The sequence below is a fragment of the Pseudoalteromonas sp. Xi13 genome (assembly GCF_003952205.1).
Taxonomy (GTDB): Bacteria; Pseudomonadota; Gammaproteobacteria; order Enterobacterales; family Alteromonadaceae; genus Pseudoalteromonas; species Pseudoalteromonas atlantica.
Window position 1 is genome coordinate 510,758 of sequence record NZ_CP034440.1, and the last position, 25,560, is coordinate 536,317.

Here is a 25,560-nt window from a genome sequence, read left to right on the forward strand (position 1 = left end):
ACACCCCTTATAGTTTTGTATCTATAGCTAGCCAGTAGCGTCGGCCATCTTCTACATAGCCGTATTCATCGTAGCTGGTTGCTTTATCAAATATATTGTAAATACCAAACATAACTTTAACGTTACCGTTTACTTGCCACGCACTGCCTATATCTGCTGTTGCAATAGAAGGGGCTGAGGTTAAACGGCTAGTTATAGAGGCTGCTTCGGTTTCTTTACCGCGGTAATTAGCACGTGCCCACGTATTAATATTATCGCTTACATCCCAGTTAATATTTAGCGTTGCTAAATGTTTAGGTATTTGCGTAAGTGGCTGGCCTTTATTGTCGCCACTGCGTTGCTCAGAAAAAGTATAGCTGTAGCTAGTTGCAAGGGTAATATCTGCACTTAACATTGTTTCTATATTTAGCTCAGCCCCATAAGTCACCGCTTTATCAATATTGATGTTATAGCGGTCGGTTTCATCACCACACACTGTGATAGGACATAAAACGGTGTTAATTTTGTCTTCAAAGCTATTATGAAAAACCGTGATATTAGTTTGAAAATCACTGTTAGCATAATACACAGCCGCTTCTTTACTCACGGATGTTTCGGGCTCTAGGTCAGCATTTCCATATAAATCGCCACCGCGGCTGCTTTGGATCCAATTAGGGCTAAGCTCGCGTAAATCTGGCGCTCGGTAACCGGTAGCTACGCCCGATTTAAAGGTCCATGCCTCATTAACATTCCAAACTCCGTATAGGCGTGGACTCAAGTGCGAATCAAACTGCTCGTTATCATCAACTCGTAAACCCGTGGTAAGGGTAAAATCGGGGTGTAAGCTCCACTCATCTTCAGCAAATAGCGACCATTGTTTGTTATCTATTTTAGTAATAGTGGCTGCGTTTGTTGTTTTGTCATCAAGCTTTTCTTGTTCAAATGCGCCGCCTAATGTTACATGGTGGTTTTCAAGTGCAATTGACCACTGCGTATTTGCTAAGGTATTTTCGATGGTTATTTCACGGCCTTCGTTTTCAACCGACTCTTGTTGAATATACGAATGCGCAGCGCCCCAACTATAGCTACCTTTATGTGCTAACGACCACGTGCTGCGGTTATTGTTCGTTTCGCTAGAGCTATTTCGACTAGGTAACGATAGCCCCGAGGTAGAAATACGTTTTTGATCGTGTTCGCTGTATTCCAGCGATATCACATCGTGCTGGGTGGCTGTTAAATGCAGTGTACCACTGTAACTTGTCAGCTCTTTTTCACCGTAACCGCGCTCAATTTCATCTTCTTCACGCTCTTGGTAAAGAGCCGAAAGGTTAACGCTTAATAAATCTTTTATTAATGGCCCCGCTGCATATATTTGCCCTTGGTATTCATCACCCGAATTACTGTTTTCTTGCTGTGTGGTTTCTAGGCGAACATTAGCATGCCAATTGTCGTAATTTTTACGGGTTATAACATTAATAACGCCGCCAATTGCATCCGACCCATACAACGTAGACATAGGCCCACGCACAACTTCAATACGTTCAATAGCATCTAGTGGTGGCAGCCAATCTTGCTCAAAGCCACCGCTGCCGCTTGGTTGTGATTCACGCCCTGACTGCTTTTTACCGTCTACCAAAATAGCAGTGTACTGCGCTGGCATGCCACGCACGCTTATATCTTGTCGCGAGCCACCACCGGTAACCGTAACCCCTGCAACATCGTTAAGTGCATCGGTTAAGTCTTTATAAGCGCGGTTTTCTAGCTGCTTTTTGCTAATTAAAGTAATAGAAGCTGGCGCTTGCGCTAAGGTTTGTTCAAAGCCAGAGGCGGTCACTACTATTGTTTCTATATCATTGTTAGCGTTAGCCAAAGTGTAAAATGGCGCGACAGCAATTAGAGGCAGAGCTAAAGTGTTTTTCAGAGTCATTACGTGGTATATAATTAGTTATTTTACGTAATGATAACAATTATCAATACATTCAGCAATTAACATTTCATTAATTCACAATAAAACTTAACCGATTAAGATGCGGGTTACTGCAGTGTCATTATTAACAATAAGTCAATTTTATTGCGTTACAGAATACAAAAAAGGCTGCATTAACTAGCAGCCTTTTTTGTATTCTGTAACGCTTAAAGTTTTAAAAATGCCATTTAACCATCAAATTTGGGTTGTGCTCTGTTTGACCATCTACACCAAACTTATTTTTCCAATATACGTATTCTATACCTACATCAAGGCGACCTGTGTCTAGGCCAAGCATAGGAGCAATGTTGTATTTAAGTTGTGAGGTAAAGTTAAAACCGCCTTCACTTTTACCAAACATAGTGTCGGTACTGTCAACAATATCTAAAAAGCCATCGTATCTAAAGTTACCCTTGTTATAGCCCCACGTTACGGTTATTTGGTTGTTATCTTCACGCTCTATGCCAATATCGTCCTGAAAACGACGGTAATAAGCCACATTAAAATATTGAAACCCTGGTACATCTAACGATACGCCGCCACCTAATAAGTAGTTATTTTGATCGGTATCGCCCGAGCCATATTCTGTTTGTAGGCCTAAAAATACCTCTTTAACAAAGCTGTTTTGTGGCTTGTACAGCGTTGGGTTTATGTTTAGCTCTCCGTATACTTCATCGGGGTTACTTAATCTATCCATAAAAAAGAAGGTACCGCCCCATGTATGCCCCGATGCATGCTCAATGGTTACTACGCTTCTGTCATCTTCCTCCCCCGAAAACGGCTCGAGGTAATCGGCGCCGGTCATGGCGGTTATACTAAAATCTGACCACAGCTCTTTTGCCGACACACTACTTGAACACACCGCGATAGCACTGACTAAGGCTAATTTTTTAATTGTTGTAATTTTCATTGTTAATCCCTTTGTTATAATTTTATTAGTCTAGTTAAGATGATCTGTACTTGCTGAATAATTTTCTGGTAAAACAAGCGTCATAACGATGGCGGTTAAACCCGATACCGTTACAGCGCTGCCAAAAATAGCAGTTACCAGCTTAGGCGCATTTATAAACATTTCGGGCACAAAGCTTACCCCTAGACCCATACCTAAGCTCACCGCAATAATAAGTAAGCTACGACGGTTTATTTTTTCGCTTGCAAGAATTTTTACCCCTGCGGCTGCCACGGTACCAAACATAACAAGCGTTGCACCGCCTAGCACTGGTTTAGGAATATTTTGTAGCACGGCACCAATCACCGGAAATAACCCTAAAATAATCAAAATTACACCAATCCACAGGCCAATGTATCTACTTGCTACACCGGTTAACTGAATAACGCCGTTATTTTGGCTAAAAGTAGTATTAGGAAACGTATTAAATGCGGCAGCAATCATTGAGTTAACCCCATCGCCTAAAATACCTCCGCGTATACGCGCTAAATAGCTTGCGCCTTTTACCGGTAATTTAGACACCGCGCAATTTGCGGTTATATCGCCTGTGGATTCAATGGCGGTAATTAGGTATAAAAAGCTAAAGGCAATCATGGCGCCAAAATCAATGTTAAAACCATATTTAAAAGGTAATGGCATGGCGATTAAATCAAATTCGCCCATTTTAAATTTGGCTATACCTAAAATAAGTGCAAGTAACCACCCTACTAACATGGCAACGACTACAGCGGTAAGCCTTACCCACTGATTTTTGCTAGCATTTAGTAATACCACCAGCGCCACCACCGAAAAACCCACAATTAAGTTGCTTGGCGAGGCAAACTTTTCAGGCATATTAGTTAACAACCATTGCCCGCCGCCTATGTCCGTCATACCTACTTTAATGAGGTAAACCCCAATGGTGGTGATCACCACACCGGTCACTACAGGCTTAATTACTTTGCCAAGCTTTTCTATAAAAAAGCTAATAAATATCTCTACAAAGGCTGCTAAAAAACACACAGCAAAAATGGTGGCAAGTACTTCATCGTTTCCGCCTCCAGTGGCTTTTACGGTAAAACCGGTTGCCAAAATAGTGCCTAAAAACGCAAAGCTGGTGCCTTGTACGCAAATAAGCCCTGAGCCAATTGGCCCCACACGGCGAGCCTGAATAAATGTACCAACACCCGATACAAACAACGCCATACTAATTAAATACGGTATTTCGCTACCAAGCCCCAACACGCCACCAATAATAAGCGTGGGCGTAATAATACCTACAAAACTTGCCAGTACATGTTGCAGGGCAGCAAAAAAAGATTCGGTCAGCCCTGGTTTATCATCTACTGCGTAAATTATGTCTTCTGAGATTGCTTCTTGGTTTGACATAGTCAACATCCTTTTAGCGCTTTAATATGGGCAAGGTATACACGCCTTGCCCAGGTTTTAATTTAAATACAGTGGCGCTTATTTAAGCTGCCCTTCAACACCCTCTACATAAAAGTCCATACCCAGTAAGGTTTTATCATCAATTGTTTGCCCCGCTTTAGTTACCAGCTCACCTTGCTGATTGTTAATTGGGCCACTAAATGGATGAAACTCGCCGTTGGCAATTTTGGTTTTAATCGCCTCTATCTCTGCAACCACATTGGCGGGAATGTCTTTACTCAGCGGCGCTAAGCGGGTCATACCGGCATCTATGCCTTTCCATACATTTTGCGATTCCCATTTATCATCAAGCACTTGCTGCACGCGCTCGGCGTAAAACTCATCCCAATGATGAACAGGCGCCGTAAGGTGCGCTTTTTTACCATAGCCGCTCATATCTGAGTGGTAACCAATGGCGTATATTCCGGCGGCTTCTGCGGCTTGAAGTGGCGCAGGTGAGTCGGTGTGTTGAGTAATAATATCAACACCTTGGTCGATTAAACTGTCGGCAGCTTCGCGCTCTTTACCAGGATCAAACCAGCTATTAACCCACACTACTTTTACTTTTGCGTTAGGTTTTACTGAGCGCAGGCCCAAAGTAAACGCGTTAATACCGCGTATTACCTCAGGAATAGGAAACGCGGCAATATAGCCAATACTGTCAGATTTACTCATGTGCCCAGCAATAACACCGGTTAGGTAGCGCCCTTCGTAAATACGGTCAAAATAAGTGCCCACATTTTTAGCGCGTTTATAACCTGTTGCATGCTCAAACTTTACGTTAGGAAAACGTTTAGCCACCTTAATGGTCGGGTTCATGTAGCCAAACGAGGTGGTAAATATTAAATCGTGCCCGCTTTTGGCTAGTTGTGTAATAACTCGCTCTGCATCGGCGCCCTCTGGCACGCTTTCTACAAAGGTGGTTTTTATTTTTTCGCCAAATTTATCCTCTAGGTAGCGGCGGCTTACATCGTGGGTGTAAGTCCAACCAGCTTCGCCAATCGGGCTTACATATACAAACCCTACTTTTACGCTGTCTTTTGCCATTGCACTCGCGCTTAACCCTAAGCTAAGTGCTACGCCAAGCGCTGTTATTAGTTTTTTCATTGTTATTCTCCGTGTTGTATTTTTAATATCCTGTTGAAGGCTTATTGTTACTCTTTGTATAAAATTTTTAATGGCCCTTATGCCAAGGCTTACCTAGCCACATGGGTTCGTACATTTTTAGTTTTTGTTTATTTTTACTTAGCATAATCAGTACTATAAGCGTTGCACCATAAGGCAGCATGGCCAGTAAATTAGAATCCACCGCTAAGCCAAGCGCCTGTGCCACTAAGTGCATAATGCTGGCAAAACCAAATAAATAAGCGCCTAGCATTACCCGCTCAATTCGCCAACTTGCAAATACCACTAAAGCCAGTGCTATCCAGCCACGTCCCGAGGTCATGTTTTGTGTCCAAAGGGGTGTGTAAGCAAGCGATAGGTACGCCCCTGCAATACCCGCCATTGCGCCGCCAAACATAACGGCTAAATAGCGAGTACGCATTACAGGCAAGCCTAAGTTATTACCAACGCCTGGGTTTTCACCAATGGCGCGTACCGCAAGCCCTGCCCTGTGGTATTTAAAAAATAAATAAGTACCAAGTACTAATACCCAACTTAAATACACAATGGCATCTTGCGAAAACAGCGCTTTGCCCAGTAGCGGAATATGCTCAAACCCTGTAATTGCTAAAGTGGGTAAGGCATTAATGGTTTTACCCTCGTAATCAACGCCTAAAAATGCCGACAAGCCCGTGCCAAAAATAGTTAGCGCTAACCCGGCAGCCACTTGGCTAGCATTTAAATTAAGTGCTACAAACGCAAATACTAACGACGCCATAACCCCCACAAACGCAGCCACGCTAAAGCCTATAAAGAGGTTGTCGCATTGGTACATGGTTATAAACCCTGCCACCGCGCCTAATAACATCATGCCCTCTTGCCCAAGGTTAAGTGTGCCGCTTTTTTCGCATACCATTTCACCTAGAGCCACCAGCAATAAAGGCGTGCCGGTGCGAATAGTGGCGTATAAAATATTTGTGAATACCTCTAAATCCATGTTTAAGATTCCTGTGCGATGGGTGTTAGCTGCGTTTTTTGTTGTTTAAATGGCAGTAACAATTTAATGCGATAACCAATAAGCACATCGCACGAGAGTAAATAAAACAGCATTAAGCCCTGAAAAATGCCGGTAATGGCATTGGGTAGGCCAATTTCTATTTGCGCCATTTCGCCGCCCATATAAATAAGCCCCATTAACAGCCCTGCTAAGGTGATCCCAAGCGGATGTAAGCGCCCTAAAAAGGCCACAATAATTGCGGCGTAACCATAACCGGGGGATATTTGCGGCACTAATTGCCCTATAGGCCCAGCCACCTCGCCAGCCCCTGCAAGCCCAGCTAACCCGCCACTTATTACCAATACACCAGCAATTAAAAGCGCACGTTTATAGCCCGCCATTTTGGCCGCCGATGCATCAAGCCCAAGTACTTGAATTTGAAAACCCACAAAGGTTTTACTAATAAACACCCATGTGGCACACAGCGCTAATAGCGCAAATGCAAGCCCTAAATGAAGGCGAGTACCATCAAATAAAACCGGTAGTAAGGTGCTATCGCCAAATAAGGCGCTTTCAGGAAAGTTATAGCCGTATGGGTCTTTTAATGGCCCGTGTACTGACCACAGCAACACATTAACGGCAATGTAATTGAGCATAATGGTGACTAAAATTTCGTTGGTGTTTAAACGTAATTTCATAAACGCGGCTAAGCCTGCCCACAGCATGCCACCGGCAATACCTGCAAGTAATGTAAGCCCTAATGCAAAGGCACTTGTAGAGTCAACAAAGTTAACAGCTACGGCACTGGCGCATACGCCGCCAATAAGTAGCTGCCCTTCAGCACCTATATTCCACACCGCCGCTCTGTAACACAGCGCTAAACCATAGGCACATAATAAAATTGGAATGGTCATTACTAATAGCTCGGTAACGCCGTACCAGTCAGAAATTGGCGCTATGAGTAAGGTATATAAGGCATTAATCGGGTCGTGCCCTAGTAAGGCAAACACCACATAACCTGTTATTAAAGTGAGTAAAATAGCTAAAACAGGAGAAAGATAACTCCATGTGTTTGAGCGCTCTACGCGGGGTTCAAGCTTTATCATGCCAGCGCTCCTTGCGGTGTTATTTTTGCTGTGTTGCTTTTAGTGTCGTGATTAAAATCGCCCGCCATCCACTGCCCTAATTGCACAAGTGGTACACAGTCGGTATTTAAAATAGGTGAGAGCTTACCATCACAAATTGCCCCAATACGGTCACAAATTTTATAGAGCTCGTCTAAATCTTCTGAAACAATCAGTACTGCACAGCCTTCGTCGCGCAGCGTTAAAATTGCCTCGTGAATGGCAACTTGCGCGCCAATATCTACACCCCAAGTAGGGTGCGACATAACCAGCAATTGTGGGTTTTGCTCAACCTCTCGGCCAATAATAAACTTTTGCAAATTGCCGCCCGAAAGGCTTGCTGCGTGAGTACGGTTGCTGGGGGTTCTTACGTTGTATTTTTTAATGATTTTGTCGGCGAGTTGGCTAATTTTTTGTTTTACTAAAAAGCCTTTTTTAACTAAACCACTATCAAAACTGGTAAGAAGTGCATTCTGCGCTAAATCCATATCGGGTACTGCGCCGCGCCCTAGCCTGTCCTCGGGTACGCATGCAAGCCCAAGCCTGCGCCTTTTTAGAGGGCATAACGCATCAACAGCGGTATTTTTAAATTTTATTGCGTTGCTATTTTTTTGCGGCTCCTCTCCCGAAAGCGCTTTTAATAGCTCCTCCTGCCCATTACCGGCAACCCCTGCAATACCGACTATTTCACCTTGTTGTACAGCAAAGTTCACATTTTTAAGCGCAATATCAAATAACGCCTGCGCACTGGTTGATAAGTTATCGACTGTTAAAAAATCACCTGTGCCAGTCGCTCTGCGCGTTTGGTTACTTATTGGGGTGCTGTCGCCTACCATTAAGCGAGCTATTGATTCGCTGGTTTCGTTTTTAGGAATGCAATGCCCACTTACCTTGCCGGCGCGCAAAATAGTGGCGCTGTCGCAAAGCGCAATAACTTCATGCAACTTATGGCTAATAAACAGCACCGAGCAGCCTTCTTTTTTAAGCGAATGCAGGGTCTTAAACAGTGCGTCTACTTCTTGCGGAGTGAGTACCGAGGTGGGTTCATCTAAAATAAGCAGTTGAATATCTAATAATAAACACCTGACTATTTCTACTCGTTGGCGCTCGCCCGTTGAAAGCGTAGACACTAACCTATGCGGGTCCAGCGGCATGCCGTACCTAGCCGATGTTTTACTAATTCTGCTGGCAAGTGTGCTGCTATGCCCTGCTAAATCGCCCAGCGCTAACGCGATATTTTGCGCAACTGTTAGGGTTTCAAATAACGAAAAATGCTGAAACACCATACCTATGCCTAATTCGCGGGCATCGGCGGGTTCTTTTATGTCCATTTTACGACCGTTAAAAAACATGTCCCCTTGGTCAGGTTTAACTACACCGTAAAGCATTTTCATTAACGTGCTTTTACCCGCGCCGTTTTCACCAAGCAGGGCATGTACCTCACCATGTTTTATTTTTATTGTTACGCCGTCGTTGGCTATACATCCGGGGTACTGCTTTGTCATTCCCTGCATAGTAAGGCGGTATTTATTGTCCATTATTTAAACCTTTCTTTGTGCTTGTTGGTTAAATAAGCTAGCCTAGAAACTTAGCTGACCAAGCGGTCAACAATGGCATGGTATCTGCAATTAACTTACCAAGATGAAAAAGTTTTTTTCTTACCTGCTTAAAAACAACAAGAAAAAATATACGCCAAGCCTTTACATATCAGGGCTTTATAAAAGTTAAGGGGGTCTGTGTGATTACGTTTTTATTAAATGACACGCCAATAGAAGTAGAAGAATGCGCGCCGAATCTCACCATTTTGGACTGGCTTCGCACCAAAAAAGGGAAAATGGGCACCAAAGAAGGGTGTGCAACAGGCGATTGTGGCGCATGCACAATTTTAATTGGCGAAGAAAAACTAAATTTAAACGGTGAGCCAGTTTGGCACTATAAAACCATGAATAGCTGCCTGCTTTTATTAGGTAATGCACACGCAAAACACATAGTAACCGTAGAGGCTGTAACAACAGGGCTTTACCCTACACTTAACGATTTACATCCGGTGCAACGCGCGTTGGTTGAGTGCCATGGTTCGCAATGTGGTTTTTGTACCCCAGGCATAATAATGAGCATGTTGGCGCTTTATATTAATAACCCGAGTTACCCAGGTAAAAAAGCCGCTATTCATGCGCTAGGGGGTAATTTATGTCGTTGTACGGGTTACAGCCCTATTTTACTTGCAGTTGAAAAAGCTTATAGCTACGAGCGTAAAAATGAGCCTTACTCTGCCATGGCGGCACAATTTAAGGCATCACTAAATATAGGTGATGACATTCCTTGTTTAAAAAATGGCTCTCGTACGCTTTATTTACCGCAAAGTGCAGCGCAACTTGTTGAGCTTAAAGCGCGTTACCCGCAGGCACACTTGGTTGCTGGTGGCACCGACTTTGCCATTGAGCTTAGCCAAAACATGCTATTGCCCGATATTATTATATCGCTTAGCCAAACCAGTGAGCTGTGCACTTTAACCGATAACAGCGGCGAGCTACATATTGGTGCAGCACTCCCTTACAGCCAGTTTGTAGACGCTTTTTACGATTACTACCCAGAGTCTAAGGAGCTGTTTGAACGCCTTGGCTCTAACCAAGTACGTAACAGTGGCACCTTAGGTGGCAGCATAGGAAACGCCTCTCCAATCGGCGATCCAGCCCCTTTACTCATTGCACTTAATGCCACTTTAGATTTATTAAGCGCAGCAGGCACACGTACAATAAACGTGGCCGACTACTTTGTTGATTACAAAAAGACAGTCATTAAAAGCGATGAAGTCATTAGCAAAATTACCGTACCTAAACGCCCAGACTCGTTAAAGCTTGCGTGTCATAAAATTTCAAAACGCTTTGAAGATGATATATCTACTGTGTGTTTAGTGCTGGCTATAGAGCAAACGCAAGGCGTAATTAGCAATGCCCGCTGCGCCATGGGCGGCATGGCCGCAATACCCAAACGCGCCGCGCACATAGAGCAAAAGCTTAATGCTCAACCCTTGCAAGTAAGCACGTTTATAGATGCCGCTAGTGCTATAAATGATGACTTTGCTCCCATGAGCGATGTACGCAGCAGCGCGCATTACCGCACTACGGTAAGCAAAAACTTGCTACAGCGTATTGGTATTGAGTTTTGCGGTGCACAGCCAAGCAGTAAAAATAATAACAACATTGCCATTACGAGGATTTCACATGCGTCACTTTGAAATGGATAAACTAAAAGCCCAAGGTGGAAGTGTTGGCCAATCTAAGTATCACGAAAGCGCAATAAAGCAAGTATGTGGCCATGCAAACTACGCCGACGATAACCCAGAGCCCCATGGCTGCTTGCACGCCTACCCTGTGCTTGCGCCTATTACCAGCGGCTTTATTAAATCAATTGATACAAGTAAAGCGCTTGAAGTGGCAGGCGTTAAACGTATTTTATCGGCTGATGATGTACCCGGTAAGCTTGATATTGGCCCAGTATTCCCTGGGGATGTGCTATTAACCAATCACGAAATTCAATATCACGGGCAACCTGTGCTGGTAGTGGTTGCCAAAAGCTACGCCATTGCGCGCCGCGCTGCTCGCCTAGTGGTTATAGAGTGCGAGCAAACCACCCCCATACTTGATATTAAAGAAGCGATTAAAAAAGAGCACTGGGTAAGGCCGCCACACTCACTTAACCGCGGTAATAGCGAGCAAGCCATAAATAATGCAGCCCACCAACTTAAAGGTGAAATACACATAGGCGGGCAAGAACACTTTTACCTTGAGGGGCAAATAGCACTTGCTCAGCCCGACAACGATGGCGGGATTCATGTGCAATGTTCTACGCAGCACCCAACAGAGGTGCAGCACTTAGTTGCTAAAATTTTAAAAAAGCCATTTAGCTTTGTAAACGTAGAAACCCGCCGTATGGGCGGAGCCTTTGGCGGTAAAGAAACTCAAGGCGCGCCTTGGGCTTGCCTTGCAGCGCTTGCAGTTTACCACCTTGGCTGCGCCGTTAAAATGCGCCTAGCCCGCAGTGACGACTTTAAACTTACCGGTAAACGCCACCCATTTTATAACCAATACCATGTAGGGTTTGACGAAAATGGCCTAATTGAAGGCGCTGATGTAACCGTAAATGGGTTTTGTGGTTATTCGCCTGATTTATCTGATGCCATTGTCGACCGCGCAATGTTTCATGTCGATAACGCGTATTACTACCCAGCTGCCACCATTAAAGGGAATCGCTGTAAAGTAAACACCGTAAGCCACACTGCATTTAGAGGATTTGGTGGCCCGCAAGGCATGATCATGGGCGAGCTAATAATGGACGACATAGCCGCTAAATTAGGTAAAGATCCGCTTGAGATCCGAAAACTTAATTTATACAAAAAAGGCCGCGACACTACGCCGTATCATCAAACAGTAGAGCAGCATATTTTAAAAGATATGATAAGCCAGCTTGAGGAGTCGGGTGATTACTGGGCGCGAAAAAAGGCAATTAAAGCCTTTAACGCATCATCGCCTACTATAAAAAAAGGCCTTGCGATGACGCCGGTAAAATACGGTATATCGTTTACCGTACAGCACTTAAACCAAGCTGGTGCACTTGTGCATGTTTATAGCGATGGTTCGATACATTTAAACCATGGCGGCACCGAAATGGGCCAAGGGCTTAATACAAAAATAGCGCAAATAGTAGCCCATGGCTTTGGCGTTGATTTTGACGCAGTAAGCATAAGCGCTACTCGTACCGACAAAGTACCAAACACCTCGCCAACTGCCGCATCAAGCGGGACTGACCTAAACGGCATGGCGGCGCTAAACGCGGTAAATACCATAAAAGAGCGTTTAATAAACTTTATAAGTGAGCACTTTGAAGTAGACAGCCAAAGTATTGTATTTAAAGATAACCTCATTACCTTTAGTAAAGGCGAAATTAGCTTTAGCGAACTTGCAAACCTTGCTTACATGAACCGTATATCGCTTTCATCAACCGGTTATTACGCCACGCCTAAAATTCATTACGATAGAGCGAAAGGCGAAGGCCGGCCATTTTTTTACTACGCACACGGCGTAGCACTGAGTGAAGTAGAAGTAGATACGCTGACAGGCGAAAACACCGTAACCCGCGTGGATATACTGCACGATGTGGGCAGCTCAATTAACCCTGCACTTGATATAGGCCAAATTGAAGGTGCCTTTGTGCAAGGTATGGGCTGGCTTACCACCGAAGACTTACAATGGAATGATAAAGGCCAGCTTGCAAGCTTTGGCCCTGCTAACTATAAAATTCCTGCAATTGGCGATACCCCTGCCGAATTTAATGTAAATTTATATAACTCGGCCAACCCAGAAACCACGGTATTTAGATCAAAAGCGGTTGGCGAGCCGCCGTTTATGTTGGCCTTTAGTGTGTGGAGTGCTATTCGTAATGCTATAAGCAGTGTGGCCGATTACAAATACACCGCCCCACTTGATACACCTGCCACACCTGAGCGTGTATTAAATGCAATTGAGCAAACTGCTAGCTGGTTTAAGGAGCAGCAACATGGCTAATTTAAATGAGTCGTTTCAGGGTTTTCATACGCAAAATTGGGCGCAAGCTATAAACGAGCATGAACAAAGCGGCACTAATTATGTTATTGCCACTGTGCTTGGCACCAATGGCTCAACCCCACGTGGCACAGGCTCTAAAATGGTAATAAGCGGCGAGCATATTTACGACACCCTTGGCGGTGGACACCTTGAATACGTAGTAATAGAAAAAGCACGCGAGCTACTTACCAAAGGCGAGGCCGCCCAAGTGATAGAGCAATTTAACCTAGGCGCAAATTTAGGCCAATGCTGCGGGGGAGCTGCCACCGTTATGCTTGAGTGCATGCAATGCGAGCGCTTTACCCTCGACATATACGGCGCAGGCCATGTAGCACAGGCGCTTATTGGTATATTGGCGCAATTACCTATGCGCATACGCTGGATAGATAGCCGCGCCGATGTATTCCCGCAAGTTATTCCTAATAACGTAATAAAAGTGGTTGATGAAGAACCAACAGAGCAAGTTAAACGCGCGCCAAAGGCTAATAATTACTTAATATTAACCCATAACCACCAGCTCGACTTTGCACTTACACAAGCCATTATTAAACGCGCTGATGCTAATTGGCTTGGTGTAATTGGCTCAGATACTAAAGCAAAACGCTTTAAACAGCGCTTAGCCCATCGCGATTTTACCACCGAGCAAATAAAGCAAATGACCTGCCCTGTCGGGCTTGAAAATGTAACGGGCAAGCTCCCTATGGAAGTAGCAATATCAATAAGCGGGCAGTTAATTGGCCTTTATCAGGCTATGCAAACCCATGCGCCCAAACGCCAAGGCTTGCAATGGCGTGCACTTAAAAATGCCTTAATTAGCAGCACGCACGAGGAAGAAAACGCATGAGTAGCTTAAAAATTAACGACCTAAATGCAGCGCAAGCGCATCAAGCATTAGAGCACTGTTGCGCAGCTCCTAACTGGGTAAGCGGTATGCTAAATATCATGCCATTTGAAAATAAAGATCACTTATTTAGCAGCGCGCAAAGCGTTTGGGATAGCCTAGGTGAGAGCGATTATTTAGCCGCTTTTGAAGGCCACCCGCAAATAGGCGATTTATCAACATTAAGTAAAAAGTACGCCGCTACAGCGCAAAAAGCGGGGCACGAACAATCAGGCATGAGTAAAGCAAACGAGCAAACCCTTAAAAAAATGATTGCGCTAAATAAAGAATACCTCAGTAAATTTGGCTTTATATTTATTGTGTGTGCCAGTGGTAAAAGTGCTGAGCAAATGCTTGAACTTATTGAGCAGCGCATACACAACACCCGCAGCACAGAGCTTAATATAGCCGCGGGCGAACAAGCCAAAATAACAAAAATAAGATTGGAGTCATTGCTATGAATAAAAGCCCTATCACTACCCATATTTTAGATACCAGCACAGGCAAACCGGCTGAAAATGTAGCTGTACAATTGTTTTTACTCACTAATAACGAGTGGCAATTAATAGCTCAAGGTAAAACAAATAGCGACGGGCGAATTACCGACTGGCTCAACACAGACGTAGAATTTGCAACCTATAAACTGGTTTTTGACTTAGACAGCTATTATGAAAACCAAGAAACACCTGCGTTTTACCCAGAGGCGCAAATTACCTTTAGATTACAAGATCAAAAACACCATCATATTCCGTTATTGCTTAGCCCATTTGGCTACTCAACGTACAGAGGCAGCTAATTATGAGCACCCACAACAATAATAAAATAACCGTAATGTGTGCCAACATACTCGACTTTGTTGACGACCCCGCCATAGCAGGCGAAAGCGCCCATCGCTATTTTGAAAAAGGCGCGTTAGTTATTCAAAGCGGCAAAGTGGTTAACCTTGGTTACGAGCAAGACATACTGCCAAACATTGATAAGTCAGCCACTATTATTCGCCACGATGGTAAATTAGTAATGCCCGGCATGATAGACACGCACATACATTTGCCGCAAACCGAAATGGTCGGCGCGTATGGCGAGCAGCTTTTAAGTTGGCTTACCGAATACGCCTTCCCCACTGAAAAAAAGTTTACCTGTGAGCATTATTCAAAAGACATATCTAATCGCTTTTTAGATGAGCTACTGCGTAATGGCACCACTACCGCATTGGTATTTGGCACTGTGCACCCGCAATCGGTAGATGCGTTTTTTAACGAATCTCAAAAACGTAATTTACGTATGATTGCCGGTAAGGTAATGATGGACAGAAACTGCCCAGATGACTTATCAGATTGCGCGCAAACCAGTTACGATCAATCAAAAGCACTGATAGAAAAATGGCACAATGTTGATAGGTTAAGCTATGCAGTAACGCCACGTTTTGCGCCCACATCAACCCCAGAGCAACTACAAAAATGTACTCAATTATTAGAAGAATACCCCGACACCTACCTGCATACCCACTTATCTGAAAACAAAGACGAGTGCGAATGGGTAAAAGGGTTATTCCCAGAGGCTGATGATTACCTAGGCGTTTACGAGCAAGCTAAAATGGTGCGTAAACGCTCGGTATTTGCCCATAGTATTCATTTATCTGAGCGCGAGCTGTGCTGCCTTGCCGATAACAACGCGGCTATATCGCACTGCCCTACCTCTAACTTGTTTTTAGGTTCGGGCCTTTTAAATTTAAAGAGATGTGAAGAGCATGGAATAAATGTCGGCATGGGTACCGATGTAGGCGCAGGCACAAGTTTTTCTATGCTACAAACAGGTAACGAAGCGTACAAAATTCAGCAATTACAAGGTCAAAAGTTCTCAGCATTTAAAGGGTTTTATTTAGCCACCCTAGGCGGCGCACGTGCCCTTGATTTAGAGAACACCATAGGTAACTTTAATGTAGGCTGTGAGGCCGACTTTATTGTAATGGATTACGCGGCCACCTCGTTTTTAAAGTTCAGAATTGGCCATGCCAAAACCCTTCACGAACAGCTTTTTGCCATGATGATGCTAGGCGACGACCGCTGTATTGAACAAACCTACATTATGGGTAAAAGCGTGTATAAACGCGACCAACAAGCCCAGTTTGCAGCCACACCCACACCCGATTTAGAAGAGGCATAACCCGATGGAAAACTATTTATTTGAGCTTGCTCATTTGGTGTTTAGATACTTTCACGTGGTAGCAGGTATAGCGTGGATAGGCGCCTCATTTTATTTTGTGTGGCTTGATAATAACTTACAAACACCGCCACAATGGAAACAAGATAAAGGCATAAAAGGCGATTTATGGGCTATTCATGGCGGCGGCTTTTACGAAGTGGCTAAGTATCAAAATGGCCCAGAGCAAATGCCCTCTACCCTACATTGGTTTAAATGGGAGGCCTACACAACCTGGATCAGCGGCGCGCTGTTATTTACGCTGTTATATTATGTGGGCGCAGATGTGTATTTACTTGATGCCAGTAAAAGTGAGCTCAGTAAGTTTGCAGCTATTGGTGCATCACTTGGTTTTATAGGCTTAGGTTATGGTGTTTATCGGTTATTGTGTAAAAGCCCGCTTGTTGAAAACGGCAAGGCATTTATTGCGCTAGGTGTAGGCTTTTTAGCGTTATGGACGTATGGGGTTGATCAGCTATTTAGTGACCGCGCGATGTATATTCATGTTGGTGCATTAATTGGTACCTGTATGGCCGGTAATGTATATCACATTATTATGCCTGCACAGCGCTACATGGTAAGCGAAGTAGAAGCTGGGCGCATTCCTGATTCAGCGCCGGGTTTAAAAGCAAAGCAATGCTCAGTCCATAATAACTACGCCACCCTACCAGTTATTTTTATTATGCTAAGTAACCATTTTTCGTATACCTATAGCCATGAGTTTGGTTGGTTAGTGCTTATTGGCTTTTTTATTATTGGTATGTGGATACGCCACTTTTTTAATTTAAAGCACCAAGGTGTTAATAAGCCTTCAGTACTAATAAGCGGTATTGCCGCGTTTTTTGCGTTAATGCTAGCCATAGCACCGTGGCCAAGTAGCTCTGTAAACGCACAAAATGATCTACAAGCAAGTATAAGCGATGCACAAGCGTGGGATATTATTAATAAACACTGTACACAGTGCCACAGTGAAACCCCTACCTCAAAGCTTTTTCAAACCGCGCCGCTCGGCTTTAAGCTCGACTCACTTGCTGATGTAAAAAAAGCCAGTGCACTTATCCATACTCGCGCGGTTATAACCAAAGACATGCCATTGGCTAACATGACAAAAATGACTGATGCAGAGCGTGAAATGCTTGGCACTTGGCTTAGCGCAGTAAAAAAGGAGCAGTAACATGAGCGAGCAATTTAAACATTACCCGCGCGATTTAATTGGTTATGGTGCACACACTCCGCATGCCAACTGGCCTAATAAAGCCCGTATAGCCGTGCAAGTAGTATTAAATTACGAAGAAGGCGGTGAAAACTGTGTACTGCATGGTGATGCAGCAGCCGAAACGTTTTTATCTGAAATAGTCAGCGCTCCCCATGTAGAAGACCGCCACATAAGCATGGAGTCTATTTACGAATATGGCTCGCGCGCAGGCGTGTGGCGCTTACTTAAACTCTTTAAAAAATACGATATACCGGTCACCATTTTTGCTGTGGCCATGGCCCTTGAGCGCCACCCCGATGTAGCTAAAGCCTTTGTTGAAGCTGGGCACGAAATTGCAAGCCACGGCCTGCGCTGGATTAATTATCAACATTTAGATAAACAAACCGAGCGCGAGCACATGCAAAAAGCCATTGAAATCATTCAAACGCTTACCGGTAAAAAGCCCACAGGCTGGTACACAGGGCGCACAAGCCCTAACACAGCAGCCCTTGTGGTAGAAAATGGCTCGTTTTTATATGATGCCGACGATTACAGCGACGACTTACCCTTTTACAGTATTAAAGAAGGTAAGCCACAGTTAATAGTTCCCTACACGCTTGATGTAAACGACATGCGCTTTGCCGCTGTGCAAGGCTTTAATGCCGGCGATCAGTTTTATAATTATTTAAAAGATGCGTTTGATACGCTTTATGAAGAAGGCGACCCACAAGGTGAAAACGCCCCTAAAATGATGTCGATAGGGCTGCATTGTCGCTTAATTGGCCGCCCAGGGCGCATTAAAGCCCTTGCACGGTTTTTAGAATATGCTAAATCGCATGAGCAAGTGTGGTTTGCCACGCGCGAACAAATCGCCGAGCACTGGCTTAAAACTCATCCGTATAATACCAATCCGCAATAGTACTTAATCATTTAGTTATGCGCATTGGTATAATAAAGCCTAGATGTGAGCCGTTAAAACTAAATTCTAAGAGCTTATTAGATTTATCGTAAAACAAAAAAAGCCCAGCAGTGCTGGGCTTAAGGTCACTTTAGGAGTAGTTAATTAAATGACACTGTAATGATGTTAGAACATACATTTTCAGTTACACATAATTGGTAATCGTACGATGGTGATGTAGCACCACGTACGTAGTCGCGGTAACGGCCGTTGTCTGATGTGGTATCAACCAGCTCACCGTTACGGTATACGCTTAATGACTCAGCGCCAACACGTTCCCAACTTAAATCTACACGCATAGTATCAAGGCGAGATTTATTAGCGCGTTTAAGGGTAAGCTCAAGCTCTACATCACTTACTACAACCGTTTGCGTTGACGTGCTTGTATTGCCTTCGCTGTCAGTTACGGTTAGTACAACATCGTAATTACCAGAAGCTGCATAGACATGCATTGGGTTTTGATCAGATGATGTTGCACCATCACCAAACTCCCAGCTCCACTGTGTAATATCGTTATTTGCATCCGTACTTGAATCAGTAAAGTTAACGGTTAAACCTTGTGTTTCTACATCAAAACCCGCACGCGGTGGTTGTGGGCTAACTTCACCAATAGCGCTTAATGTAAGAGACCACGTATTAATGGTACCCGTATCGGCTGCTGCGGTATCTTCAACGTGTAGCGTCCAATCACCTGTTGCCACTTCACCGTTAAATGACTCAGACGTAAAGCTTCTCACTATGTCGTCGCTTGAACCACCCACATTACTTTGTAGCGTTACTTGCGTGCCTTGTGCTGATACTAGCTTAACCACTAAGTCGCCTGAGTAAGTATGCGTAATATCAACATCCGCTGTTGTACCAAACACAGTTAAATCATCAGGTACATTAATTACTGATACGGCGCCCACTGGCGAGTTATCGGGAATATCAACACTTGCATTACTGCTGTAGGTAAAGTCGTTTAGGCCTACCGGTTGAATCATTAATTTAACTGACTGCTGTTTAACAATTTCATCCGCTGTTGCAGTAACGGTTAGCTCGTATTCACCCCACTGTGTATCAGTGTCGGTTTCAACGTTAAGCATTACTTCATCACCAGGGCGAGCCGTGCTAGCCGACAAATAAGCGCCGCTTAATGTTGATGATAGTTCAAGCGTTACTTCTTCATCCCACTGGGCAATTGAGCCAATGGTAAATGTGTAATTTGTAGCTTGGCCCGCTACAATTTGTTGCGTAAGTGGATCGGCTGAAATTTTAAAGCCAGGTGTAGGATCTGCATCAATAAGTGCTTGGTTAACATTAAGACGCGTACCTGCCACCGTTACACCTTGCAGTGCAGCGTTTGCATCGCCAGAGCTCATTAGTAATTCTTTAAGCTCTTGCGTGTTAAGTTCTGGGTTAATAGATAGCACTAACGCTGCAGCGCCAGCTACATGAGGAGTCGCCATTGATGTGCCTGAGTAAGACGCATAGCTCTCACCTGGTGTAGTAGATAAAATTGCGCTACCAGGGGCGCCCATATCAACGCTGGTTAAACCATAATGCGAAAACCACGAAATATTATCGGTTTGATCCGTACTTGCTACAGATAACACGCTTGCGTTTTCGTAGTTAGAAGGATAATGCGGGTTTACATCGTTATCTATGGTGTCGTTGCCCGCTGCCGCTACAAACAGTAAATCGGCTGCTTCGCTTGAGGCAATTGCATCGGCTAATGCTTGGCTATAACCGCCACCGCCCCAGCTATTATTTAATACACGTAAGTTAACGCCGGCATTTTTAAGTCCTACCATGTAATCAATACACTTAATTGCATCTGATGTTGAGCCATTACCTGCAGCATCTAAAAATTTACACCCTACCAGCGATACTTCGTGGTTAACGCCTACAACACCTGTTGCGTTATTACCGCTTGCGCCTATGGTGCCCGATACGTGAGTACCATGGCCTTCATCATCCATAGGGTCACCACTGTTGGTAATTGCATTAATACCGTGCACGTCATCTACAAAGCCGTTACCGTCATTATCGATGCCATCTCCAGGCACTTCACTGCTATTAACCCACATATTGCTAGCTAAATCGCTGTGGCTATAGTCAATACCGGTATCAATTACACCTACCACAACATCGCGGCTACCTGTCGAAATATCCCATGCTTCTACTGCATCAATATCAGCATCGGCAGTACCGCCTGTTTGGCCGTCGTTATTTAAACCCCACATCTCATCAAAGCGCGGATCATCAGGCGTTTGAGCAATGCTTACTTGGTAATCAGGCTCAACGTATTCAATCGCTTGGTGAGATTTTAAGCGTGCAATGGCTTCTTTAGTACTCATGCCCGAAATTTTAAACTTAGCTAACCGCCCAGAAAGTAAAGACTTATAGTTATCATCAATTTCATCAGCGTTTACATCTGAAATTTTTGCTTTAACTAACGAACGCGCTTGTTTACGCATTTGTGCTGATGCATTTTTTTTGTATTTAACAATTACTGCATCACTACTTGCTACAACAGGGTGTTTAACACCTGCATCAGGTAGTTTTGCAGCAGCTAAACACGGGAGTAAAGCAAGAGTGATAATAGATAATTTTGTTTTCATTGTTCTATCCATAGTTGGTTTAACTTAGCCGTACTAAGTAAGTTTACTTACAACTTCAAATACAAGAGGATCACGTGGCATAGAACTAGAAAACTAATAAATATGGATTTACACAAGTCAAAAAATAACAAACAACTAAAAATCAACATTTTTAACCAGACTGATTAACAAAAAAACATACAACACAGTCATTTTTATGAAATACCGCCCGCCATTTTTACCTTTTTAAGGACCAAACATTTTTACTAGTTTTCCTTCCTAGTATTGTTCCTATATGGATACTTTTTATAACCTGTTGAAATACTTAAAAAATAAAATTGGTAAAAAAAGATGATTTAAGTCCTTCGCCGGGGAGAATACAGTGAAGGTGTTCTTACAAAAAAGTTTAGCCACTTTATGTTTAATAAAAATGACAGGCTTAAACTTAGCATTTGTAATAACAAACGATTTACAAAATCAAATTAACAGTGGATCACACCATTATTTCAGCACGGCATGCTGAGCGAAAATATCTTATTAAAATTTATAACACTTAAGGTATTTGATTTTACTATTTCAAGGAGAATAATAATGAAGTTGAATAAAACACTTTTAAGCTGCGCTGTTGCATTAGCAGTCGGTACCAGCTTTGCCTCACACGCAGATACACAAAACAAATCAGTGTCTAGCTCGCAACTAAGTACACAAGTATCTACAGAGAGTCTAGAAAACAGCTTAACCCTCAGCCAAACTTCAAATGAAAATAACGCGTTTCTTTATCAAGAAGGCGACAGCAATACCATGCTTGTGACCACCACAGGTAACAATAACGACACTGAAGTTGTGCAAAGCCAATTTGGTAATTATGCCGAAGTAACAACAACTGGCGATAACAACACGCAAGTGTACTCGCAAGATGGCGTTGCTAATGGGTTTATTTCTGAGGTAACAGGTAACAACAACATGTTATTTGTTAGCCAATTTGGCCAAGGCTTTTTCGTAAATAACGAAGCGATTAACATCGTAACCGGTGATGACAACCTTATTGATGTAGAGCAAGGTAGCGGCGGCCACTGGTTCTACAACATGGATATGCAAGGTAATGCAAATGAAATCATGTCTTTACAACAGGGTGAATGGCATGAAGCAGAAATCACTATGCTTTCAGGCGATGAAAACACACTTGATTTAGTTCAAGACGGCTACTGGGATACCTTTAAAGTAAGCAGCTTACAAGGTAACGACAACGAACTTGATGTTGAACAAAACGGCGACCGTAACGCTGTAGCATTTAGTTCAATTTCTGGTGATGCAAATGAAATTGAAATTGAGCAAGATGGCTTAACAAATGCAGTAACGTTTGCAGCTGTTGTTGGCGATGATAACCAAATAGATTTAGATCAAGAAGGTTCATTAAATACAATTGAATCAAACTTATTTGAAGGTGCAAATAACGAAGTGGCAGCAACGCAAGTTGGCGCTGAAAACTTAATGACAGCCGATTTAATTGGCGATAACAACGAGCTAACTTCACTACAAAACGGTGACTTTAACGAATCTTACATGGGTGTAATTGGCTCTGATAATGAGTTTTCAACCACTCAAGTTGGCGACTTAAACTCTGTTCACCTTGCTAATTTTAACGGCACAGGTAACGATGTAGATTTAGTTCAATCTGGTGATGAAAACGTCATGCTGGTGCAATCGTCGTACCCTGATGTATCGCTTACATCAAACAATAACGATATTGACATTGCCCAAAGTGGTGCTCAAAACGAGGCAGTTGTTACGCTTGCGGGTATTTTAGATAGTAACGATAACCAAATCGATATTGCGCAAGATGGCATGTTAAACCTAGTCGATATGATGGTTGAAGGTAGTAGCCACAGTATTGATATTTCACAAGAAGGTGAAGGTAACTGGGTAAGCGGCGTTGAGCAGTCAGCCTTTTTAGTGGGCGGTGAAAACGTATCGTTTACAGTCACTCAAGTAGGTAACGATAACCTTGTTGAAGGCTCAGTAATTGGCTACGACAGCACGGTTTCTGTTACGCAAATTGGTGATGGCAACACAGCAACAATTACGCAAATGTAATTATTGAGGTGGGGAGGTTAACCCTCCCCATTTTATTATGAAAAAAAATATTCACTTACGTTACTACCTACTGAGTTTTTTTCTGTTTTTTTCTTCGCTAAGCAATGCTGCGCAAGAATTAGAAATAGATGGCTTACTGCTTGATAGAAGCATTAGTCGTTTTGGCCATCAATTTTATTACGAGTTTTCAAATTACTGGCGAGATCTCCCTTCAACCGCCGGTTTTAATATAGAAATAAGAGAAACAGTAATACCAAAAGCTGGCACAAAGCTTTCGCTAATTATGAATAACCAACTCGTGTATGTAACCTATTTAGGACGTAGATTAGCGCCCCTCGACGAACGCGTTGAGCAAGCTGTTTACACTGTAATAGACGCGATGGCACGCTCAAATATGGCAACATCGTCACCCGATATGGCAGTAAATGGATGGTAAAATGAAAAAAATAGCACTTATAATAATAACAACACTTAGTTTTTCAGCCTCGGCAACTGAAATAATTTATACCCCAATCAACCCAAGCTTTGGTGGTAACCCACTCAATGCCACTATGCTGCTTAGTAAAGCGCAAGCGCAAAACAAACACAAAGCCCCAACCATCGAAAAAGGCTACGCAGAGCAATTTCAAGACTCATTAGAGCGCACGTATTTAAACCGCATGGTAAGAGAAATTACCGATATGGCGTTTGGCGAAGAAATTGAAGACAGCCTGTTTGACCAAGACTCAATATTTATGAGTGGCGATTATCAAATAGAAGTCATCACCAGCACAACCGATACTATTACAGTAAAAATAACCAATATATTAGATGACTCTGTCGTGATAATCGAAGTTCCGAGGTTTGGATAATGCGCAAAATACTCATAACAATAACTCTATTAGCCATAACTGGTTGCTCAAGTATGGGAAACTTAATCCCTCCCTCACAGCAAGTCGCCACCACATTAGAACCCACTGAAATATTTAGTGATTTAAAGAACTTACCTAAACCCGTAGGCAGTATCCCTGTGTCTGTGTATTCGTTTAGAGATCAAACAGGCCAATACAAACCGCAAACTAATGTTAGCTCGTTTTCAACTGCAGTAACGCAAGGTGCTAACTCTATTTTAGTGCAAGCACTACACGAGTCTGATTGGTTTACACCGGTTGAACGCGAAGGCTTACAAAATATTTTAACAGAGCGAAAAATTATACGTGCAGGCCAATCTGACAACCCTAACCAACCAGATTTACCGCCCCTTACAACCGCTAAAATAATTTTAGAAGGCGGTATTATTAGCTACGATACTAATGTAAAAACAGGCGGTTTAGGAATGGAATACTTTGGTATTGGCGCCTCTGAGTTATATCGTGAAGATGCAATATCTATATATTTACGCGCAGTTGATGTTCGCACCGGCCAAGTATTACTTAGCGTAGCCACCAGCAAAAAAGTACTTAGCCAAGAAATGCGTGCAGGATTTTTTAGGTACGTAAGCTACAAACGCTTAGCCGAAGCTGAAGCCGGCTTTAGTGATAACGAACCGATGAGCATATGTGTAACCCAAGCCATTGAAAAAGCACTCACAGACTTAATTACAAAAGGAATTGATAGAGGGTTGTGGGCACAAAAAGCAGCGTAATACCAATGCGCAATAACACTTGATTAAGCGAATTGGTATAAGGCTATAATTTAAAAACAAAAAAGGCTACATAATGTAGCCTTTTTTGTATGAGTGTATACAACAATCGTGTTTTAAAAAATTGCTATAACTACTTAGCCATAGGTAATAAAACCGATATGTAACGCTGAGCCCAATTTGCTAATTCAACACGGTTACGAGAATTGGTTTTTTTAAAGGCACTGTACAAATGCGTTTTAACGGTGTGGTCACTTATATTAAGTTTATCGGCAATGGCGTTATTGCTCGCCCCTTGAGCAATTAAGTGAATAACCGATTTTTCACGTTTAGTAAGGTGCGCATAATCCCCTTTTTTGAGGGTAATGTCTTCTTGTAGGCTATTAAACGAAGAGGCAACCGAGAGAATATCTGAAAACGCTTTTGATATAACCTTTCGCGTAAACCATAACTCGCCTGCGGTTATTCTAACTAGCCCTTTAAAAATAGTTTCTGGTGCATCTGATTTATAAAACACACCATTGAAATGATTTAGCAGTAGGTTTTTTTCGCACACGGCATTGGGCTCTACATTAAATAAGACAACTTTATGCTTTTTAGCGAGGCAAATTAAGTCGGCAGGCAGTAAATCTAACCAGTTATTTTTAGCGCCATCAATTAAAAATAAATCAAACTTGTCCCTTTTCTCGTTTTTAGGGATCACGTCGTCCATTTTAATATCGCCAAAAATGGCTTGCATGGTTTTTAATATAGTTGTGTAGCTTTCACAGTGAAAAGAAGATTGAAACGTGGTTTTTACAAAAACGGCGTGTGGTTGTAGCATAGATTTCTTCCTTGAAATGTTTACACCACATTACCGAATTTATTAACAACTTACAATGCGCCCTTGGTATTATTCATAC

General features: G+C 43.1%; 21 protein-coding genes. 12 read left to right on the forward strand and 9 right to left on the reverse strand.

Annotated features, from left to right (window positions below; translation table 11 throughout):
• Positions 1-7: 7 nt before the first annotated feature.
• From EJ103_RS18740 to EJ103_RS18770, 7 genes are all read right to left on the reverse strand, one after another.
• On the reverse strand, positions 8-1,906 hold the full coding sequence (locus EJ103_RS18740) for a TonB-dependent receptor (RefSeq protein WP_126009318.1): 1,899 nt from the start codon (positions 1,904-1,906) through the stop codon (positions 8-10).
• A gap of 214 nt (positions 1,907-2,120) precedes the next feature.
• Positions 2,121-2,855, reverse strand: a complete 735-nt coding sequence (locus EJ103_RS18745) for a DUF5020 family protein (protein WP_004587064.1) — start codon at positions 2,853-2,855, stop codon at positions 2,121-2,123.
• 30 nt (positions 2,856-2,885) lie between these two features.
• Complete coding sequence (locus EJ103_RS18750; protein WP_054981699.1) at positions 2,886-4,262, reverse strand: nucleobase:cation symporter-2 family protein; 1,377 nt, start codon at positions 4,260-4,262, stop codon at positions 2,886-2,888.
• 78 nt (positions 4,263-4,340) lie between these two features.
• Entirely contained in the window at positions 4,341-5,408 is a 1,068-nt protein-coding gene (locus EJ103_RS18755) for a BMP family ABC transporter substrate-binding protein (RefSeq protein WP_126009320.1), read from the reverse strand.
• A 67-nt stretch (positions 5,409-5,475) separates the two neighbouring features.
• Positions 5,476-6,402 carry an ABC transporter permease gene (locus EJ103_RS18760; protein ID WP_126009323.1) on the reverse strand — a complete coding sequence of 309 codons (927 nt, stop codon included), beginning with the start codon at positions 6,400-6,402 and terminating at the stop codon, positions 5,476-5,478.
• Between the two features lie 2 nt (positions 6,403-6,404).
• The gene (locus tag EJ103_RS18765; protein WP_126009325.1) at positions 6,405-7,508 is read right to left on the reverse strand and encodes an ABC transporter permease; all 1,104 of its coding nucleotides are present in this window, start codon (positions 7,506-7,508) and stop codon (positions 6,405-6,407) included.
• Positions 7,505-9,064, reverse strand: a complete 1,560-nt coding sequence (locus EJ103_RS18770) for an ABC transporter ATP-binding protein (RefSeq protein WP_126009328.1) — start codon at positions 9,062-9,064, stop codon at positions 7,505-7,507. The genes EJ103_RS18765 and EJ103_RS18770 overlap by 4 nt, the downstream gene beginning before the upstream one ends.
• Positions 9,065-9,264: 200 nt before the next feature.
• On the opposite strand from EJ103_RS18770, the gene xdhA reads away from it, so the two are divergent.
• The 8 genes from xdhA to puuE are packed head-to-tail and all read left to right on the forward strand — an operon-like array spanning position 9,265 to position 18,322.
• Positions 9,265-10,764 (forward strand): xanthine dehydrogenase small subunit, encoded by a 1,500-nt coding sequence (xdhA, locus tag EJ103_RS18775; RefSeq protein WP_126009330.1) that lies wholly within the window; start codon positions 9,265-9,267, stop codon positions 10,762-10,764.
• Complete coding sequence (xdhB, locus tag EJ103_RS18780) at positions 10,751-13,090, forward strand: xanthine dehydrogenase molybdopterin binding subunit (protein ID WP_126009332.1); 2,340 nt, start codon at positions 10,751-10,753, stop codon at positions 13,088-13,090. The genes xdhA and xdhB overlap by 14 nt, the downstream gene beginning before the upstream one ends.
• Positions 13,083-13,973 (forward strand): xanthine dehydrogenase accessory protein XdhC, encoded by an 891-nt coding sequence (gene xdhC / locus EJ103_RS18785; protein ID WP_126009335.1) that lies wholly within the window; start codon positions 13,083-13,085, stop codon positions 13,971-13,973. The genes xdhB and xdhC overlap by 8 nt, the downstream gene beginning before the upstream one ends.
• Positions 13,970-14,470, forward strand: coding sequence for a 2-oxo-4-hydroxy-4-carboxy-5-ureidoimidazoline decarboxylase (gene uraD, locus EJ103_RS18790; RefSeq protein WP_126009338.1), 501 nt, complete (start codon positions 13,970-13,972; stop codon positions 14,468-14,470). Before xdhC ends, uraD begins: the two co-directional genes overlap by 4 nt.
• Positions 14,467-14,805 carry a hydroxyisourate hydrolase gene (gene uraH, locus EJ103_RS18795; RefSeq protein ID WP_029773019.1) on the forward strand — a complete coding sequence of 113 codons (339 nt, stop codon included), beginning with the start codon at positions 14,467-14,469 and terminating at the stop codon, positions 14,803-14,805. Before uraD ends, uraH begins: the two co-directional genes overlap by 4 nt.
• Positions 14,806-14,807: 2 nt before the next feature.
• Positions 14,808-16,172: a guanine deaminase gene (gene guaD / locus EJ103_RS18800; RefSeq protein ID WP_126009340.1), complete on the forward strand. Its 1,365-nt coding sequence runs from the start codon at positions 14,808-14,810 to the stop codon at positions 16,170-16,172.
• Positions 16,173-16,176: 4 nt separating this feature from the next.
• Entirely contained in the window at positions 16,177-17,382 is a 1,206-nt protein-coding gene (locus tag EJ103_RS18805) for a urate hydroxylase PuuD (RefSeq protein WP_126009343.1), read from the forward strand.
• A 1-nt stretch (position 17,383) separates the two neighbouring features.
• Complete coding sequence (gene puuE, locus EJ103_RS18810) at positions 17,384-18,322, forward strand: allantoinase PuuE (RefSeq protein WP_126009346.1); 939 nt, start codon at positions 17,384-17,386, stop codon at positions 18,320-18,322.
• Positions 18,323-18,462: 140 nt separating this feature from the next.
• Here the strand turns inward: puuE and EJ103_RS18815 are convergent, their stop codons facing one another.
• Entirely contained in the window at positions 18,463-20,964 is a 2,502-nt protein-coding gene (locus EJ103_RS18815; RefSeq protein ID WP_126009348.1) for a S8 family serine peptidase, read from the reverse strand.
• A 570-nt stretch (positions 20,965-21,534) separates the two neighbouring features.
• Here EJ103_RS18815 and EJ103_RS18820 point away from each other — a divergent pair.
• From EJ103_RS18820 to EJ103_RS18835, 4 genes are read left to right on the forward strand one after another with little or no spacing between them, the layout of a single operon-like run.
• Positions 21,535-23,037 (forward strand): curlin, encoded by a 1,503-nt coding sequence (locus tag EJ103_RS18820; protein WP_126009351.1) that lies wholly within the window; start codon positions 21,535-21,537, stop codon positions 23,035-23,037.
• Between the two features lie 37 nt (positions 23,038-23,074).
• A complete protein-coding gene (locus EJ103_RS18825; protein WP_126009353.1) occupies positions 23,075-23,473 on the forward strand; it encodes a curli production assembly/transport protein CsgE in 399 nt (132 codons plus the stop codon).
• Entirely contained in the window at positions 23,463-23,888 is a 426-nt protein-coding gene (locus EJ103_RS18830) for a curli assembly protein CsgF (RefSeq protein ID WP_004587047.1), read from the forward strand. Before EJ103_RS18825 ends, EJ103_RS18830 begins: the two co-directional genes overlap by 11 nt.
• Positions 23,888-24,661, forward strand: coding sequence for a CsgG/HfaB family protein (locus tag EJ103_RS18835; RefSeq protein ID WP_004587046.1), 774 nt, complete (start codon positions 23,888-23,890; stop codon positions 24,659-24,661). Before EJ103_RS18830 ends, EJ103_RS18835 begins: the two co-directional genes overlap by 1 nt.
• Before the next feature lie 130 nt (positions 24,662-24,791).
• On the opposite strand, the gene EJ103_RS18840 is transcribed toward EJ103_RS18835, so the two are convergent.
• On the reverse strand, positions 24,792-25,481 hold the full coding sequence (locus tag EJ103_RS18840; RefSeq protein ID WP_064387111.1) for a response regulator transcription factor: 690 nt from the start codon (positions 25,479-25,481) through the stop codon (positions 24,792-24,794).
• Positions 25,482-25,560: the final 79 nt, after the last annotated feature.